This window comes from Serratia sp. CY32780 (assembly GCF_052169135.1).
GTDB classification, from domain to species: Bacteria; Pseudomonadota; Gammaproteobacteria; order Enterobacterales; family Enterobacteriaceae; genus Serratia; species Serratia sarumanii.
In genome coordinates this window covers 42436-57974 of the sequence record NZ_JBJNLI010000008.1, presented here as the reverse complement: position 1 = coordinate 57974, position 15539 = coordinate 42436, and the positions used below count along the sequence as shown (strand labels likewise).

General features: G+C 60.4%; 17 protein-coding genes. 9 read left to right on the top strand and 8 right to left on the bottom strand.

Annotated elements, in window-relative coordinates; translation table 11 throughout:
• Both envC and gpmM read right to left on the bottom strand, forming a co-directional pair.
• A complete protein-coding gene (gene envC / locus ACJ8HH_RS22960) occupies positions 1 to 1335 on the bottom strand; it encodes a murein hydrolase activator EnvC (RefSeq protein ID WP_049201812.1) in 1335 nt (444 codons plus the stop codon).
• Positions 1336 to 1344: 9 nt separating this feature from the next.
• Positions 1345 to 2889: a 2,3-bisphosphoglycerate-independent phosphoglycerate mutase gene (gene gpmM, locus ACJ8HH_RS22955; protein WP_089186597.1), complete on the bottom strand. Its 1545-nt coding sequence runs from the start codon at positions 2887 to 2889 to the stop codon at positions 1345 to 1347.
• A gap of 297 nt (positions 2890 to 3186) precedes the next feature.
• Here gpmM and ACJ8HH_RS22950 point away from each other — a divergent pair, with 297 nt between their 5' ends.
• The 5 genes from ACJ8HH_RS22950 (at position 3187) to cysE (ending at position 6370) form a co-directional block, all read left to right on the top strand.
• Positions 3187 to 3621, top strand: a complete 435-nt coding sequence (locus tag ACJ8HH_RS22950; protein WP_038872623.1) for a rhodanese-like domain-containing protein — start codon at positions 3187 to 3189, stop codon at positions 3619 to 3621.
• A 28-nt stretch (positions 3622 to 3649) separates the two neighbouring features.
• The gene (gene grxC / locus ACJ8HH_RS22945; RefSeq protein WP_004931142.1) at positions 3650 to 3898 is read left to right on the top strand and encodes a glutaredoxin 3; all 249 of its coding nucleotides are present in this window, start codon (positions 3650 to 3652) and stop codon (positions 3896 to 3898) included.
• A gap of 57 nt (positions 3899 to 3955) precedes the next feature.
• Complete coding sequence (gene secB, locus ACJ8HH_RS22940) at positions 3956 to 4426, top strand: protein-export chaperone SecB (protein ID WP_025304678.1); 471 nt, start codon at positions 3956 to 3958, stop codon at positions 4424 to 4426.
• A complete protein-coding gene (gene gpsA, locus ACJ8HH_RS22935) occupies positions 4426 to 5445 on the top strand; it encodes an NAD(P)H-dependent glycerol-3-phosphate dehydrogenase (protein ID WP_038872626.1) in 1020 nt (339 codons plus the stop codon). Before secB ends, gpsA begins: the two co-directional genes overlap by 1 nt.
• A gap of 103 nt (positions 5446 to 5548) precedes the next feature.
• On the top strand, positions 5549 to 6370 hold the full coding sequence (cysE, locus tag ACJ8HH_RS22930) for a serine O-acetyltransferase (protein ID WP_004931135.1): 822 nt from the start codon (positions 5549 to 5551) through the stop codon (positions 6368 to 6370).
• 61 nt (positions 6371 to 6431) lie between these two features.
• Here cysE and ACJ8HH_RS22925 read toward each other — a convergent pair whose 3' ends face one another.
• The 5 genes from ACJ8HH_RS22925 to cpxR all read right to left on the bottom strand — a co-directional run bounded on the left by ACJ8HH_RS22925 (position 6432) and on the right by cpxR (position 10649).
• Complete coding sequence (locus ACJ8HH_RS22925; RefSeq protein ID WP_038872629.1) at positions 6432 to 7103, bottom strand: DUF3313 domain-containing protein; 672 nt, start codon at positions 7101 to 7103, stop codon at positions 6432 to 6434.
• A 104-nt stretch (positions 7104 to 7207) separates the two neighbouring features.
• The gene (locus ACJ8HH_RS22920; RefSeq protein ID WP_197766327.1) at positions 7208 to 7981 is read right to left on the bottom strand and encodes a CHAD domain-containing protein; all 774 of its coding nucleotides are present in this window, start codon (positions 7979 to 7981) and stop codon (positions 7208 to 7210) included.
• Positions 7982 to 8042: 61 nt separating this feature from the next.
• On the bottom strand, positions 8043 to 8516 hold the full coding sequence (gene trmL / locus ACJ8HH_RS22915) for a tRNA (uridine(34)/cytosine(34)/5-carboxymethylaminomethyluridine(34)-2'-O)-methyltransferase TrmL (RefSeq protein WP_197766326.1): 474 nt from the start codon (positions 8514 to 8516) through the stop codon (positions 8043 to 8045).
• 43 nt (positions 8517 to 8559) lie between these two features.
• Positions 8560 to 9954: an envelope stress sensor histidine kinase CpxA gene (cpxA, locus tag ACJ8HH_RS22910; protein WP_047729612.1), complete on the bottom strand. Its 1395-nt coding sequence runs from the start codon at positions 9952 to 9954 to the stop codon at positions 8560 to 8562.
• Positions 9951 to 10649: an envelope stress response regulator transcription factor CpxR gene (gene cpxR / locus ACJ8HH_RS22905; protein WP_004931124.1), complete on the bottom strand. Its 699-nt coding sequence runs from the start codon at positions 10647 to 10649 to the stop codon at positions 9951 to 9953. The genes cpxA and cpxR overlap by 4 nt, the downstream gene beginning before the upstream one ends.
• 148 nt (positions 10650 to 10797) lie before the next feature.
• Between cpxR and cpxP the strand changes: the two genes are divergently transcribed.
• From cpxP to ACJ8HH_RS22885, 4 genes are all read left to right on the top strand, one after another.
• Entirely contained in the window at positions 10798 to 11277 is a 480-nt protein-coding gene (gene cpxP / locus ACJ8HH_RS22900; RefSeq protein ID WP_004931122.1) for a cell-envelope stress modulator CpxP, read from the top strand.
• 132 nt (positions 11278 to 11409) lie between these two features.
• Positions 11410 to 12312 (top strand): CDF family cation-efflux transporter FieF, encoded by a 903-nt coding sequence (gene fieF, locus ACJ8HH_RS22895; RefSeq protein ID WP_197766325.1) that lies wholly within the window; start codon positions 11410 to 11412, stop codon positions 12310 to 12312.
• Positions 12313 to 12543: 231 nt separating this feature from the next.
• Positions 12544 to 13506, top strand: coding sequence for a 6-phosphofructokinase (gene pfkA, locus ACJ8HH_RS22890; protein WP_004931116.1), 963 nt, complete (start codon positions 12544 to 12546; stop codon positions 13504 to 13506).
• A gap of 186 nt (positions 13507 to 13692) precedes the next feature.
• Positions 13693 to 14682, top strand: a complete 990-nt coding sequence (locus tag ACJ8HH_RS22885) for a sulfate ABC transporter substrate-binding protein (protein WP_197766324.1) — start codon at positions 13693 to 13695, stop codon at positions 14680 to 14682.
• 65 nt (positions 14683 to 14747) lie between these two features.
• On the opposite strand, the gene tpiA is transcribed toward ACJ8HH_RS22885, so the two are convergent.
• A complete protein-coding gene (gene tpiA / locus ACJ8HH_RS22880) occupies positions 14748 to 15515 on the bottom strand; it encodes a triose-phosphate isomerase (protein WP_004931113.1) in 768 nt (255 codons plus the stop codon).
• Between the last annotated feature and the right edge of the window lie 24 nt (positions 15516 to 15539).

Here is a 15539-nt window from a genome sequence, read left to right as displayed (position 1 = left end):
CTATCTTCCCAACCACGGCAGTGGGTTAACCGCCTGTCCCTGACGACGGATTTCGAAATAGAGCGACGGCGTTCCCTGGCCGCCGCTGGTGCCGACCAGAGCGATCGGCTGGCCGGCGCGCACCTGCGCCCCGACGTTGACCAACGCGCTTTGGTTGTAGCCGTACACGCTCATGTCGCCTTTACCGTGTTCGACCACCACCATCAGGCCATAGCCTTGCAGCCAGTCGGCCAGCAGCACGCGGCCATCGGCGACGGCTTTCACTTCGCTGCCTTCGCGGGCTTCGATCACCATGCCTTTCCAGCGTAGCTCGCCCTGCTGCTGTTCGCCAAAGCCGTGCAGCGTGCGCCCGCGCACCGGCCACATCAGCTGGCCGGCCGGACGACCGAGGCCGCCGGTTCGCGCCATCAGCGAGCGATCGGCTTCGCTAGGTTTGTAGGTCGTGCCGGTTTTCTTCGCCTGCTGCTCCTTGATGCGCACCTGTTCGCGCACCTTGGCCGCTTCACGCGCTTCGCGTTCGGCGCGCGCACGGGCTTCGCGCTCCGCCCGAGCGATCTTGTCGCGCATGCGGGCTTCGTTCTGGCGCAGTTCCACCAGGCGTTGTTGGTCTTTTTCCAGCGAGGCTTCCAGCGCGGTCAGCGTTTTCTTGCGGGCGCCACGCGCCTGCTCCAGCTTCTGCTGCTGCGTCTGTTGCTCGCCCAGTAAGGATTTTTGCTGGCCCTGTTTGGCCACCAGCGTGGTTTTTTGCTTCGCCAGCTCGGCGCGGGTCTGCTTCAGCTCTTCGATGGTTTTCTGACGCGCTTCGTTCAGATAGCCGAAATAGGCCAGAATACGTTCGCTGCGCTGGCTTTCTTCACCGCTGAGGATCAGCTGCACGGCGCTGTGCTGCCCTTGCCGGAAGGCGGCGTCGAGCTGTTTGGCGAGGAGGTTTTGTTGGGTCGATTGCTGCTTTTGCAGTTTGGCTATCGAGGCGTTCAGGCCGGAAATGTCTTTGCCCAGCTGGGTGAGCGTGCCCTGGGTGTCGCGCAACTGGCGGCTGGCCTGGGCGATGGTTTTTTCCTGCTGACGCAGCTGATCCTGCAGCGAGCTGCGCTGCTGTTGCTGCTGCTTCACCGCTTTTTCTTTCTCGGCGATGCTCTGCTGGATGTCTTTCAGCTGGGATTTATTGTCTTCCGCCGCCTGGCCGGCGAGCGGCAACAGCAAGACGCCAGCGCAAAATACGCTGGCGCACATGGCGGTGAACGTCCTTGGCGCGGTGCGTTCAGGCAGCGGTCGGCTGCCTGCGTTTGCGCTTCGGGTTACCCTTGATAGTGCAAAAAACGCCTTCTCCCTCATGGAGAAGGATTATTCCACGATGAACAGCGGCTTACCAGTCATCTCTTGCGGGATTTCCATTCCCATCAGCGTTAACAGGGTTGGCGCGATGTCCGAAAGCTTGCCGCCTTCGACCGCCCGCGCCGGTTTGCCGACGTAAATCAATGGCACCGGCAGGCTGGTGTGGGCGGTGTGCGCCTGGCCGGTGGCCGGATCGCGCATCTGCTCGGCGTTGCCGTGATCGGCGGTGATCAGCAGCTGGCCGTCGACGTCGCGCACTGCATCAACCACCTGGGCGATGCAGGCGTCCAGCGTTTCCACCGCTTTGACCGCCGCTTCATACACGCCGGTATGCCCTACCATGTCGCCGTTCGGGTAGTTGCAGATAATGGCATCGTATTTGCCGCTGCGGATGGCGCTCAGCAGCTTGTCGGTCAGCTCGGCGGCGCTCATCTCCGGCTGCAGATCGTAGGTGGCAACCTTCGGCGAGTTGACCAGCACGCGGTCTTCGCCCTTGAACGGCGTTTCCACGCCGCCGTTATAGAAGAAGGTGACGTGGGCGTATTTTTCGGTTTCCGAGATGCGCAGCTGGGTTTTGTCGTGCTTCATCAGCCATTCGCCGAAGGTGTTGGCCAGCGACGCCGGCGGATAGGCGCAGGCGGTCGCGATGTCGGCGGCGTATTCGGTCAGCATCACGAAATCGCCGAACTGTACCTGCTTGGCGCGTGGGAAACCGTCGAAATCCGCGTTCACGAAGGCGCGGGTGATCTGGCGCGCGCGGTCGGCGCGGAAGTTCATGAAGATCAACGCGTCGCCGTCCTGCATTGCGGCATCAGCCTCACCGGCGGCGCGGATCACGGTCGGTCTGACGAACTCGTCGTTTTCACCGCGCTGATAAGCGGCCTGCAGGCCGGCCATCGCATCCTCGGCCACGGCGTCGCCTTTGGCCGCGGTCAGCAGGTCATAGGCCAGCTGCACGCGATCCCAGCGGTTGTCGCGGTCCATCGCGTAGTAGCGGCCGATCAGCGAGGCGATGCGGCCGACGCCCAACGCGGCGAAGGCGTCACGGCAGCGTTGCAGCGGGGCTTCGGCGCTGCGCGGCGGCGTGTCGCGCCCGTCGAGGAAGGCATGCAGATAAACGGCTTTGGCGCCGCGTTGGGCGGCTAGCTTGATCATGGCCAGGATGTGCTCGTCGTGGCTGTGCACGCCGCCCGGCGACAGCAGGCCCATGATATGCACCGCCTTGTCGGCCGCTACGGCCTTATCGACGGCGGCGGTCAGCACCGGGTTGGCGAAGAAGTCGCCGTCGGCGATCGCTTTGTCCAGCCGGGTCAGATCCTGGTACACGATGCGCCCGGCACCCAAATTGACGTGGCCGACTTCGGAGTTGCCCATTTGGCCGTCGGGCAGGCCGACATCCAGCCCGGAGGCGGCGATCAGCGTATGCGGCTGCTCCCGCCACAGGCGATCCATCACCGGGGTGCCGGCGTTCAGGATCGCGTTGTCCTGCCGCTCTTCACGATGGCCGTAACCGTCCAGGATCACCAGTACCATCGGTTTTTTGTTGCTCGACATTGCATTGACCTCTTATGAACTTTTTAAGCTGCGAATAGCCATGCGCCCGCCGCAGGCATGGCTATTCACCCTCGAAAAACCGGCTGATTTTACACCGCCGGCGGCGATAAATAGCCCAAAGAGATCAAGGTTGCGGCGAATCGCGCGGGCTTTTATGCTCTGACGTCGGGAATTTCTCAGCGCAGCCCGCAGTTTCTGCAATCGCGCTTGCTTATTGGCTGTATTTGCCGCACTCGGCAGGTATACTCTGGAACCTTGACTTATTTATCCCTTAACTGACGGGAGTTGTTACACCCCATGCTGCAAGAAATTATGCCATTCGTAAGCAGACACCCTATTCTGAGCCTGGCTTGGATCGCTCTGCTGGTCGCCGTGATCGTCATGACCTTCAAAAGCCGTTTCTCCAAGGTTAAAGAGATCGCCCGCGGTGAAGCTATTCGCCTGATCAACAAAGAAGAAGCCGTGGTGGTCGACACCCGCAGCCGCGACGATTTCCGCCGTGGTCACCTGGCCAACGCCATCAACCTGACCGCCAGCGAAATCAAAAACGGCAGCCTGGGCGAGCTGGAAAAACACAAAGCGCAGCCGATCATCGTCGTGTGCGCCAACGGCACCGCCTCCCGCGAGCCGGCGGAGAACCTGAGCAAGGCCGGTTTTGAAAAGGTGACTATGCTGAAAGACGGCATTTCCGGCTGGAGCGGAGAAAACCTGCCGCTGGTGCGCGGTAAGTAACCGTTTAACCTATTTGAGGTGGCAATCCATGGCTAACATTGATATCTACACCAAAGCGACCTGTCCGTTCTGCCATCGCGCCAAGGCGCTGTTGAACAGCAAGGGCGCGGCGTTTAACGAGATCGCCATCGACGGCGATAACGCCAAGCGCGAAGTGATGATCGAGCGCAGCGGGCGCACCACGGTGCCGCAGATTTTCATCGACGGCCGGCATATCGGCGGCTGCGATGATTTATATGAACTCGATGCTCGCGGCGGCCTGGATCCGCTGCTTTAAGCAGCTTGCCGGTTCACCGAGTGTCAATAAGGACGTTTAACCAAGGGTATTACTCACATGTCAGAACAAAACAGCACCGAAATGGCTTTCCAGATCCAACGTATTTATACCAAGGACATCTCCTTCGAAGCGCCGAACGCGCCGCAGGTTTTCCAGCAGGAATGGCAGCCGGAAGTTAAACTTGATCTGGATACCGCGTCCAGCCAGCTGGCTGACGAAGTGTATGAAGTGGTACTGCGCGTAACCGTGACGGCGAGCCTGGGCGAAGAAACTGCGTTCCTGTGCGAAGTGCAACAGGCGGGCATCTTCTCGGTAGCAGGCATCGAAGGCACGCAGCTGGCGCATTGCCTGGGTGCATACTGCCCGAACATCCTGTTCCCGTATGCGCGCGAGTGCATCACCAGCCTGGTTTCCCGCGGTACATTCCCGCAGCTGAACCTGGCACCGGTCAACTTTGACGCGCTGTTCATGAACTATCTGCAGCAGCAGGCGGAAGGCGAAGGTGCCGCACCACATCAGGATGCCTGATGAACACCGTCAATGCTTCAATGACTGTCATCGGTGCCGGCTCGTACGGCACCGCATTGGCCATTACGCTGGCGCGTAACGGCCACTCCGTGGTGCTGTGGGGGCACAACCCCGCGCAAATTCAAACGTTGCAGCAAGATCGCTGCAATCAGGCGTTTCTGCCCGACGTTCCCTTCCCCGACACCCTGCTGCTTGAAGCCGATTTGGCGCGTGCGCTGGCGGCCAGCCGCGACGTGCTGGTGGTGGTACCGAGCCACGTGTTCGGCGACGTGCTGCGCCAGCTGAAGCCGCATCTGCGCCCGGACGCCCGCATCGTGTGGGCCACCAAGGGGCTGGAAGCGGAAACCGGCCGGTTGCTGCAGGACGTGGCGCGTGAGGCGTTGGGCGAGACGATCCCGCTGGCGGTGCTCTCCGGGCCGACGTTCGCCAAAGAGCTGGCCGCCGGTTTGCCAACGGCGATCGCGCTGGCGGCGACCGATGCGCAGTTCGCCGACGATCTGCAACAGCTGCTGCACTGCGGCAAGAGCTTCCGTGTCTATAGCAATCCCGACTTCATCGGCGTGCAGCTTGGCGGCGCGGTGAAGAACGTGATCGCCATCGGCGCCGGCATGTCCGACGGCATCGGTTTCGGCGCCAACGCCCGCACCGCGTTGATTACACGCGGGCTGGCGGAAATGAGCCGTCTGGGTTCTGCGCTCGGCGCCGATCCTTCGACGTTCATGGGCATGGCGGGGCTGGGGGATCTGGTGCTAACCTGCACGGACAACCAATCGCGCAACCGCCGCTTCGGCATTATGCTGGGGCAGGGCAAAGGCGTGCAGGAAGCGCAGGACAGCATCGGCCAGGTGGTCGAGGGCTATCGCAATACCAAAGAGGTGTTGGCGCTGGCGCAGCGACACGGCGTGGAAATGCCGATCACCGAACAGATTTATCAGGTGCTTTACTGCCATAAAGACGCCCGCGAAGCGGCGCTGAGCCTGCTGGGGCGAGCCCGAAAGGACGAAAAACCCAGCGCGTGACATAAAACGATATGCCGGGGCAGCGTGCTGACCCCGCAAATGACCTGGGCCGCTTCGCGCTACCGTGTGAAGCGGCCCGTTTGGCAAGGCAGAGGGGAATGTGATGTCGTCAGAAGAGTTGGAGCAGGTCTGGAACAGCATTAAATCAGAAGCGCGAGCACTGGCTGATTGTGAACCGATGCTGGCCAGCTTTTTCCATGCGACGTTGCTCAAGCACGAGAACCTGGGCAGCGCGCTCAGCTATATGCTGGCCAACAAGCTGGCGACGCCGATCATGCCCGCCATCGCGGTGCGCGAGGTGGTGGAAGAGGCCTACAAGTCCGACAACCAGATGATCGTTTCGGCGGCGCGCGATATCCTCGCGGTGCGGCTGCGCGACCCGGCGGTCGATAAATACTCCACGCCGCTGCTTTACCTGAAAGGGTTCCATGCGCTGCAGGCTTACCGTATCGGTCACTGGCTGTGGCAGCAAGGGCGGCAAGCGCTGGCTATCTACCTGCAAAATCAAATTTCCGTCGCCTTCGGCGTGGACATCCACCCGGCGGCGACCATCGGCTGCGGCATCATGCTCGACCACGCCACCGGCATCGTGATCGGTGAAACGGCGGTGGTGGAGAACAACGTCTCTATCCTGCAGTCGGTCACCCTGGGCGGTACCGGTAAAACCAGCGGCGATCGTCACCCGAAAATTCGCGAAGGGGTGATGATTGGCGCCGGCGCCAAAATTCTCGGCAATATCGAAGTGGGCAAGGGCGCGAAGATCGGCGCGGGCTCGGTGGTCTTGCAGGCGATACCGCCGCACACCACCGCCGCCGGCGTACCGGCGCGCATCGTCGGGCGTCCGGAGAGCGATACGCCGTCGATGGATATGGACCAATACTTCAACGGCACCAATCACGGCTTTGAGTACGGCGACGGCATTTGAGTGCCGTCTGCGCAGCCATTCAGGGGGAGCTTCGGCTCCCCCTGTGTTTTTCAGGCGGCGGTCAGCCCTGTTTCGGGAAGTTGGTGATATCGGTAACGATGTCGTCGATCGCCGCCTTGACGTCATCCGCCGTGACCGGCGTGCTGTCGTTGTTGACGGTTTTGCCGTAAGCCTTGCGTACCACTTCCATCACCGTTTTACCGGTATCCTGGTCGATCAGCTCGCCTTCGATATACAGCGCGGTATTTTGCGTCCGGTGCCCGGTCGCCGCCATGGTGCTGGCAACGACCGCCGCGACCGGTACCACCTCATAGAACTTCATGTCTTCGTTTTCGGCAGAAACGGCGGTGATGGCGAGTTTGGCTACTAACACACGTGAGCCTGCCGGGCTGGGCAGAATGGTGAAGCGGTTCTGCAGCGCGGCTTTAATCCGCTGGGTCGCATACGCCTTGATTTTGTTCAGCGTGTCCTGGCTGACGCGCGTGGTCGGTTTTTCCGCCGGGAAATAGACCACCGGTTGGAAATAGAGGCCGCGGTAGTTGGATTCCTTGTAGTTTGGATCTATCCAGCGCAGCGTTTTATGGCCGCTTGGCGAGGTGGTTTCCTGCAGTTTGCTGTAATCGGACAAGAAGCCCGAATATTGAGACGTTTGGGTGACTTTGGACGAACAGCCCGCCAGCAACAGGCCCGCTGCCAGAACCGCCATGGCAACGCTCAAGCGTTGTTTCTTCATATGGTTTCCTATGATGAGTGGTGATTACCCTTACAAAACATAGCGCATTATCTGTGCCTCATCGGGCATTTTCGGGGCCGGGCGTGCCCTGCCGTGGCCTTTTTTCAGGATCGTGATGCGCCGCCGGTTTTCGCCGCCAGCGCCGGTGATAAGGCGGCGAGTAGGGTATCCGTTCTGGCCAGCGCCTGGCGTTGCTCAACTTGCCATAGGGGCAACAACGGCCAGAGATCCGCCTGATGCTCGGCCTGCAGGCACCAGACCTCCCGATCGTGCCAGTCGCCGAGGGCGTTTTGCGCCGCTTTGAGGCCCGCCGTCGCTTCGGCAGAGAGGGAAAGGCGTTGCGGATAGGCTTCGGCGGCATAACGCAGGCGTTTTATCAGCAGCCGCAGACGGTGGCGATCGTAGCCGGTATCGGCCAATGCCCGGCGCAGCTGCCGCTGCTGGCGCTGTAGGCGCCGGTTCAGGCGGTATTTGGCGGTGCGTCGCGCGGTGCGGCGGAAGCGGCGCGGCCAGGCGTGCAACAGCGAGGGAAAGTCGATGAGCTGCGGATGGGCGAGCAGTTGGCGGTAGCGAGCCTGAAGATCGCTCCGGCGCACGTTGGCCTGCCAATCGAGGCGATGGTGCGCCAGCTCGGCGATCAGCACCTCGAGATCGCGCAGCGGCGTCGTGAGCCTGCCCAACTCGGCGGCGGCCCGATCGAGCCGCGTTGCGCCGGGGCTGCCGCGCAACGGGCGCAGCAGGCTGCGAATGCGGCGCAGACAGACGCGCAGGTCGTGCAGCGCTTCGCTGTCTTGCGCCTGCTGCAGCCGCAGCAGCGCCTCGTTCAGCGCCGTCTCGAGGCGGCGAAGCTGGGTGACAATATCCTCGATGAAAGCCATGTGCCGTTCCTGGAAAGAACATCGCAGCGATGATGCTTCCAGTATGGCGCGTCGTCGCGGATTATGCCTTGATCAGCGCGCCGGCATAGTCCAGCTGCCGCCAGGCCTCATACACCACCACCGATACGGCATTCGACAGGTTCATGCTGCGGCTTTGCTCCTGCATCGGGATGCGGATTTTTTGCTGCGCAGGCAGCGCATCGAGGATGTCGGCGGGCAACCCGCGCGTTTCCGGGCCGAACAGCAGATAGTCGCCGGCCTGATAGCTGACGGCGCTGTGCGCCGGCGTGCCTTTGGTGGTCAGGGCAAACAGCCGCTGTGGGTTTTCGGCGGCGAGAAAGGCGGCGTAATCGGCATGGCGGCTGACGCGGGTGAACTCATGGTAGTCCAACCCGGCGCGGCGCAGGCGCTTGTCGTCCCACGGGAAACCCAGCGGTTCGATCAGGTGCAGGTTAAAGCCGGTGTTGGCACACAGGCGGATGATATTGCCGGTGTTGGGTGGAATTTCGGGTTCAAATAAAACGATGTTCAGCATGTTGCAGGCCCCTCGTGAACGAGGGGCGCAGGATAGCAAACTCTTACTGTTCTGTCTTAGTCGACAGACGTTGATGATGCAGCGGCAGCCACAGCACCAGCCGCAGGCCGCCAAGCGGGCTGTCTTCGGCCTTCACCCAGCCGCGATGCTGGTTGACTGCCGCTTCGACGATCGCCAAGCCGAGGCCGGTGCCGCCGGATTCGCGGTCGCGCGCTTCATCGGTGCGGTAGAACGGACGGAAGATCTGCTCGCGATCTTCGGCGCTGACGCCGGGGCCGTCGTCGTCAACCTCGATGGTCACGCCCTGATTGTCGGCGCTGAACGCCACGGCAATGCGGGTGTGCGAATAACGCAGGGCGTTGCGCACGATGTTTTCCAACGCGCTGTCCAGCGCACTCGCGTTGCCGAACAGCGTCCACGGGCCGGGCGGCGCGGTGATCTCCAACTGCTTGCCCATCTGTTCCGCTTCGAAACGGGCATTGTCCAGCACGTCGGCCCACAGGTCGTTGGCCTTCAGCTGCTCGCGCGCCAGCTCGCCTTTTTGCTGCCCGCGCGACAGCGCCAGCAGATCGTTGATCATCGAATCCAGCCGCTGCGCTTCGGTTTCGATGCGCGCCAGCTCGTGGCCTTCACCATGGCGGCGACGCATCAACGCGGTGGCCAGCTGCAGGCGCGTCAGCGGCGTGCGCAGCTCGTGCGAGATGTCCGAGATCAGCCGTTGCTGCGCGTTCATCATGCGTTCCAGCGCGCTGACCATCTGGTTGAAGCTGGCGCCGGTGGCCAGAAACTCCTGCGGGCCTGCCTCCAGTTCCGGATGCTGCTTCAGGTTGCCACGCGCCACGTCATCGGCGGCGTTCTTCAGCTTGCGTGCCGGTTTCGCCAGGCTCCAGGCCAGCCACAGCAGCAGCGGGGCGCTGATCAGCATGGTGACGATCAGCAGCAGCAGCGGCCGGTCGAACATCAGGTTGATGAAATCGGATTGCGGGCTGTTGGCGGGGCGGATCAGGTACAGCTGGTAGTTGTCTTCGCCGTCGCGCACCGCGAACGGCCCGACCAGCTCGACGCGACCGTACTTTTTCTTCTTCGGATGATCTGAATTATCGGATTGGCCGATGAAGTTGCGGACGATCTGCATTTCATTGCGCTGCGCGCCGATCACCCGGCCTTCGCTGGTGACCAGCAGCAGGCGTTGGCCCGGCGGCGCCCATTTGTCGATGGCGCGGAACAGGCGGCGCCACCACATCAGATCGTTGGCCGGATCGTTTTGCAACTCGGCCTCGACGTGCTGTTCCAGCATCAACCCCTGCCGCTGCTCGCTGTCGAGCAGCGAGGTCATTTGGCGGGAGTCGAGCTTGGGCACCATCAGCACCAACATTAGCACCAGGGCTAACGTGAACCAGAAAATGGCGAAGATGCGTGCCGTCAAACTGTTGATCATGTTGCAGATACCATCAAATAACCCCGCCCGCGCAGGGTTTTGAACCACGGATGCCCGTCTTTGCGATCCGGCAGCTTACGCCGCAGGTTGGAAATGTGCATGTCGATGGCGCGATCGAACGGGGTCAGGCGTTTGCCCAGCACTTCCTGGCTCAGCAGTTCGCGCGACACCACCTGGCCGAGATGCTGCGCCAGCAGGTAAAGCAGGGTGAATTCGGTGCCGGTCAGATCCAGTACCTGACCGTCGAAGCTGGCCTCCTGGCGGCCGGGGTTGAGCTGCAGGCCATCGACATCCAGCGTCGGGGCGCCGCTGTCGACCTGCTGCTGCTGTTCGCTCCAGTTGGAACGGCGCAGAATGGCGCGAATGCGCGCGACCAGTTCGCGATCGTTAAAGGGTTTCGGCAGGTAATCATCGGCGCCCAGCTCCAGGCCCAGCACGCGGTCCAGTTCGCTGCCGCGCGCGGTCAGCATGATGACCGGCGTTTGGTGATGTTGGCGCAGTTCTTTCAGCGTATCGATGCCGTTTTTCTTCGGCATCATGATATCGAGCAGCAGCAGATCGACGGAGCTGTCCAGCAGCGACAACGCCTGCTCGCCATCGTGCGCGACGACGATATTAAAACCTTCCATTTCAAGCAGTTCTTTTAACAGCGAGGTCAACTCGCGGTCGTCGTCAACTAACAGAATCTTGTTCATTATGATTTACCTCCAGACGCAAAATACGTCATCAACTGTTGCCATTCCATGACTTTACGTAGTTTTACATGCACTGACGCAGGTTTTCAGGTGTAGCGGTACACTGCTCCTCGTTGATTCGCAAAGTGAGAAAGCTTGAGGAGTTGAAATGCGTAAGGTGACCGCATTAGTTATGGCATCACTGCTGGCAATTGGTTCGACCGCTGCCTTCGCTGCCGACACTATACCGGACACAGCCCAACCTCCCGGCAACGACGCGATGACCCGAATACCCGGCCAGCACCATATGTTCGACGGTGTCAGCCTCAGTGAACAGCAGCGCCAGCAAATGCGCGATTTGATGCGCCAGGCCCGGCACGATCTGCCTGGTGTCAATGTAGCTGAAATGGAAGCCATGCATAAACTGGTGACCGCAGAGAAATTTGACGAAGCCGCCGTGTATGCCCAGGCGGAAAAGATGGCCCAACAGCAGGTCAAGCGCCAGGTCGAAATGGCCCGGGTGCGCAACCAAATGTATAACCTGCTGACGCCAGAGCAAAAAAGTGTTTTAGACCAGAAACATCAGCAGCGTATGCAGCAGATGGAGCAACAAATTTCTGGTTTGCAGCAAGCTTCTGCCCAGAAGTGAAGTACGACTGAGTAGTCCCCTGTTTTTCCTTGCCATAGACACCATCCCTGTCTTCCCCGCCATGATGGCGGGGTTTTTTTTATCCGACATTTCGCTATATTGAGCGCCACACCTTTTGACCGGGATCCCTTCATGGAACAGCGCTATGCACGCCTGGTAAAGTCCGCTGCGTTGGCCGCTACCGCGCTGGCGTCGTCGCTGCTGTTGATCAAAATCGTCGCCTGGTACCACACCGGTTCGGTCAGCCTGCTGGCGGCGCTGGTGGATTCGCTGGTCGATATTGCCGCCTCGCTGACCAACCTTCTGGTGGTGCGCTATTCGCTGCAGCCGGCCGATGCCGAGCACACCTTTGGCCACGGCAAAGCGGAATCGCTGGCGGCGCTGGCGCAAAGCATGTTTATTTCCGGCTCCGCCCTGTTTCTGTTCCTCACCGGCTTCCAGCATTTGTATGCGCCGCAAACGCTGCGCGATCCCGGCGTCGGGATCGTCGTGACGGTGATCGCGTTGATCAGCACCCTGATTCTGGTCACCTATCAACGTTGGGTGGTCAGAAAAACGCGCAGCCAGGCGGTGCGCGCAGATATGCTGCATTATCAGTCAGATGTCATGATGAATGGTGCTATTCTTATCGCTCTTGGGCTAAGCTGGTACGGCTTCCGGCGGGCGGACGCGCTGTTCGCGCTGGGCATCGGCGTTTACATCCTGTATAGCGCGCTGCGCATGGGCTACGAAGCTGTGCAGTCGCTGCTGGATCGGGCGTTGCCGGATGACGAACGCCAGGCGATTATCGAGGTGGTTTCCTCCTGGCCCGGGGTGAAAGGCGCGCACGATCTGCGCACGCGGCAGTCGGGGCCGACGCGTTTCATCCAGCTGCATCTGGAGATGGAAGACACGCTGCCGCTGCGTGAGGCGCATCGGTTGGCCGATCAGGTGGAACAGGCGTTGCGGCACCGTTTTGCGGGGGCGGACGTCATCATTCACCTGGATCCGTGCTCCGTGGTGCCACCGGGTAGGCAGGGGCATTGGGAGCTATAATCAGATAGAGGCATAGATCGAAGTATTATCATGAATATCTGAGTTAGCTCAGCGTGCCATGCGGTGTTTTTACCGTTATATTGCGTGACTTGAATCAATTCAGCTGGGTGTTTTTGATATAATATCCAGCAATAAGCCGTAAAGCTGGTTTTCTGCAGCCGGAGAGGTTTCAAGACGATCGGCGGAGACAGAATTCTTAAGAAATTGCATCTACACAGTTCAGAGGTAGTCATGATCAAGAAAATCGGTGTACTGACGAGCGGCGGTGATTCGCCGGGTATGAACGCTGCAATCCGCGGCGTTGTGCGTTCTGCGCTTTCAGAAGGTCTGGAAGTTTTTGGTATTTACGATGGCTACCTTGGCTTGTACGAAGATCGCATGGAGCAGCTGGACCGCTATAGCGTGTCCGACATGATCAACCGCGGCGGCACCTTCCTTGGCTCGGCCCGCTTCCCGGAGTTCAGGGATGAAAACGTGCGCGCCAAGGCGATTGAAAACCTGAAGAATCGCGGCATCGACGCGCTGGTGGTGATCGGCGGCGACGGTTCCTACATGGGCGCCAAACGCCTGACGGAAGAAGGCTTCCCGTGCATCGGCCTGCCGGGCACCATCGATAACGACGTTGCCGGCACCGACTACACCATCGGTTACTTCACTGCGCTGGAAACCGTGGTGGAAGCGATTGACCGCCTGCGCGATACCTCCTCTTCGCACCAGCGTATCTCCATCGTGGAAGTGATGGGCCGTTACTGCGGCGATCTGACGCTGGCGGCGGCGATTGCCGGCGGTTGCGAATTCATCGTGCTGCCTGAAATCGAATTCAACCGCGAAGATCTGGTGTGCGAAATCAAGGCCGGTATCGCCAAGGGTAAAAAACACGCCATCGTGGCGATCACCGAGCACATCTGCGACATCGATGAGCTGGCGCGCCACATCGAGCAGGAAACCAAGCGTGAAACTCGCGCTACCGTGTTGGGCCACATTCAACGCGGCGGTTCGCCGGTTGCCTACGACCGCATCCTTGCCTCGCGCATGGGCGCCTACGCCATCGAGCTGCTGCTGCAGGGTTACGGCGGCCGCTGCGTCGGTATCCAGAACGAAAAAATGGTGCATCACGACATCATCGACGCGATCGAAAACATGAAACGTCCGTTCAAGGGTGACTGGCTGGAAACGGCGAAAAAACTGTACTGATATGCCGCTCACCGCACGACAAAAAAGCCTCCGCTCGCGGGGGCTTTTTTATGCCCGTCGGCGATATATTCCGGAATCATCTATCCCAAAATTTTTTATTCTTTAATTGCCGGGAAAGTTTCTGGCAGGCTCTGATGCTAAATCAACCGATTGAGGTTGCGCTTAATTTTCTCGGAGAGCCTGTCGATGCGTAAATGGGGTGTTGGTCTGACATTGGTGCTGTTGGCGTCCGGCGCCATGGCGAAGGATATTCAATTGCTGAACGTGTCATACGATCCGACGCGTGAGTTCTATCAGGCTTACAACACGGCATTCAGCAAGCACTATCAGGCGGAAACCGGCGACAAGGTGACGGTGCGCCAGTCGCATGGCGGCTCCGGCAAACAGGCGACCTCGGTGATCAACGGCATCGAGGCCGACGTGGTGACGCTGGCGTTGGCCTATGACGTCGACGCCATCGCCGAACGCGGGCGCATCGAGAAAGACTGGATCAAACGCCTGCCGGACAACTCGGCGCCTTACACCTCGACCATCGTCTTCCTGGTGCGCAAAGGCAACCCGAAACAAATTCACGACTGGCCCGATTTGCTCAAGCCGGGTGTGTCGGTGATCACCCCGAACCCGAAAACCTCCGGCGGTGCCCGCTGGAACTACTTGGCCGCCTGGGGCTACGCGTTGCACCACAACAACAACGATAAGGCCAAGGCGCAGGAGTTCGTCAAAAACCTGTACAAGAACGTCGAAGTGCTGGATTCCGGCGCGCGCGGCGCGACCAACACCTTCGTTGAGCGCGGCATCGGCGACGTGCTGATCGCCTGGGAAAACGAAGCGCTGCTGGCGGAGAAAGAGCTCGGTAAAGACAAGTTCGAGATTATCACCCCGAGTGAATCGATCCTGGCCGAACCGACGGTGTCGGTAGTGGATAAGGTGGTCGATAAACGCGGTACCCGCGATGTGGCGACCGCCTACCTGAAGTATCTGTATTCGCCGGAAGGGCAGACCATCGCGGCACAGCACTATTATCGTCCGCGCGATGCGGCGGTGGCGGCCAAGTTTGCCGGGCAGTTCCCGCAGCTGAAGCTGTTCACCGTGGATGACACCTTCGGCGGCTGGACCGAAGCGCAGAAGGTGCACTTCGCCACCGGCGGCGTGTTCGACGAGATCAGCAAACGCTGATGCCGTCTGAGCGGCAATAAAAAACCCCGGCTTGCCGGGGTTTTTTTATGGCAAGCCTAAGGTAATCAGGCTTTTTTCGCTGCGGCAGCGGCTTTGACGATCACGGCGAAAGCGTCGGCTTTCAGCGAAGCGCCGCCAACCAGCGCGCCGTCGATGTCCGGCTGAGAGAACAGCTCTGCGGCGTTCTTGTCGTTCACCGAACCGCCGTACTGGATGATGATTTCAGCGGCAACCGCGGCATCGTGCTTGGCGATGTGGTCACGGATAAATTTGTGCACGGCCTGCGCCTGCGCAGGGGTAGCGGACTTGCCGGTACCGATGGCCCAGACCGGCTCATAGGCGATCACGGTGCCTTTCATCGCCGGTGCGCCCAGCGTTTTCAGCACGGCGTCGATCTGGCGCGCGCACACTTCTTCAGTTTTGCCCGCAGCGTTTTCCGCTTCGGTTTCACCGATGCACAGTACCGGGATCAGGCCGGCTTCTTTCAGCACGGCGAATTTCTCGGCGATGACTTCGTCGCTCTCTTTGTGGTAGGTGCGACGCTCGGAGTGGCCGATGATGATGTACTGGGCGCCGACGTCTTTCAGCATGTTGGCGGAAACTTCACCGGTGAAGGCGCCGGACAGGTTAACGTCCACGTTCTGCGCGCCCAGCGCGATGCGGCTGCCGGCCAGCGCGTGCTTGGCCTGATCCAGATACATCACCGGCGGGGCGATGGCGACGCCACAGCCGTCAACGCTGCTCAGCTCATTGCGCAGGCCGGCGATCAGTTCGTTGACCATGTGGGTGCTGCCGTTAAGCTTCCAGTTACCCATAACTAATGGATGACGCATGTTTTTTCCTCCAACTAGAAAACG

Coding starts and splice junctions, on each gene's coding strand:
- grxC (WP_004931142.1), top strand. CDS start 3,650: ATGGCTAACATTGATATCTACACCAAAGCGACCTGTCCGTTCTGCCAT.
- envC (WP_049201812.1), bottom strand. CDS start 1,335: ATGAGGGAGAAGGCGTTTTTTGCACTATCAAGGGTAACCCGAAGCGCA.
- ACJ8HH_RS22925 (WP_038872629.1), bottom strand. CDS start 7,103: ATGAAGAAACAACGCTTGAGCGTTGCCATGGCGGTTCTGGCAGCGGGC.
- trmL (WP_197766326.1), bottom strand. CDS start 8,516: ATGCTGAACATCGTTTTATTTGAACCCGAAATTCCACCCAACACCGGC.
- gpmM (WP_089186597.1), bottom strand. CDS start 2,889: ATGTCGAGCAACAAAAAACCGATGGTACTGGTGATCCTGGACGGTTAC.
- cpxA (WP_047729612.1), bottom strand. CDS start 9,954: ATGATCAACAGTTTGACGGCACGCATCTTCGCCATTTTCTGGTTCACG.
- pfkA (WP_004931116.1), top strand. CDS start 12,544: ATGATCAAGAAAATCGGTGTACTGACGAGCGGCGGTGATTCGCCGGGT.
- secB (WP_025304678.1), top strand. CDS start 3,956: ATGTCAGAACAAAACAGCACCGAAATGGCTTTCCAGATCCAACGTATT.
- ACJ8HH_RS22920 (WP_197766327.1), bottom strand. CDS start 7,981: ATGGCTTTCATCGAGGATATTGTCACCCAGCTTCGCCGCCTCGAGACG.
- ACJ8HH_RS22950 (WP_038872623.1), top strand. CDS start 3,187: ATGCTGCAAGAAATTATGCCATTCGTAAGCAGACACCCTATTCTGAGC.
- tpiA (WP_004931113.1), bottom strand. CDS start 15,515: ATGCGTCATCCATTAGTTATGGGTAACTGGAAGCTTAACGGCAGCACC.
- cpxR (WP_004931124.1), bottom strand. CDS start 10,649: ATGAACAAGATTCTGTTAGTTGACGACGACCGCGAGTTGACCTCGCTG.
- ACJ8HH_RS22885 (WP_197766324.1), top strand. CDS start 13,693: ATGCGTAAATGGGGTGTTGGTCTGACATTGGTGCTGTTGGCGTCCGGC.
- gpsA (WP_038872626.1), top strand. CDS start 4,426: ATGAACACCGTCAATGCTTCAATGACTGTCATCGGTGCCGGCTCGTAC.
- cysE (WP_004931135.1), top strand. CDS start 5,549: ATGTCGTCAGAAGAGTTGGAGCAGGTCTGGAACAGCATTAAATCAGAA.
- fieF (WP_197766325.1), top strand. CDS start 11,410: ATGGAACAGCGCTATGCACGCCTGGTAAAGTCCGCTGCGTTGGCCGCT.
- cpxP (WP_004931122.1), top strand. CDS start 10,798: ATGCGTAAGGTGACCGCATTAGTTATGGCATCACTGCTGGCAATTGGT.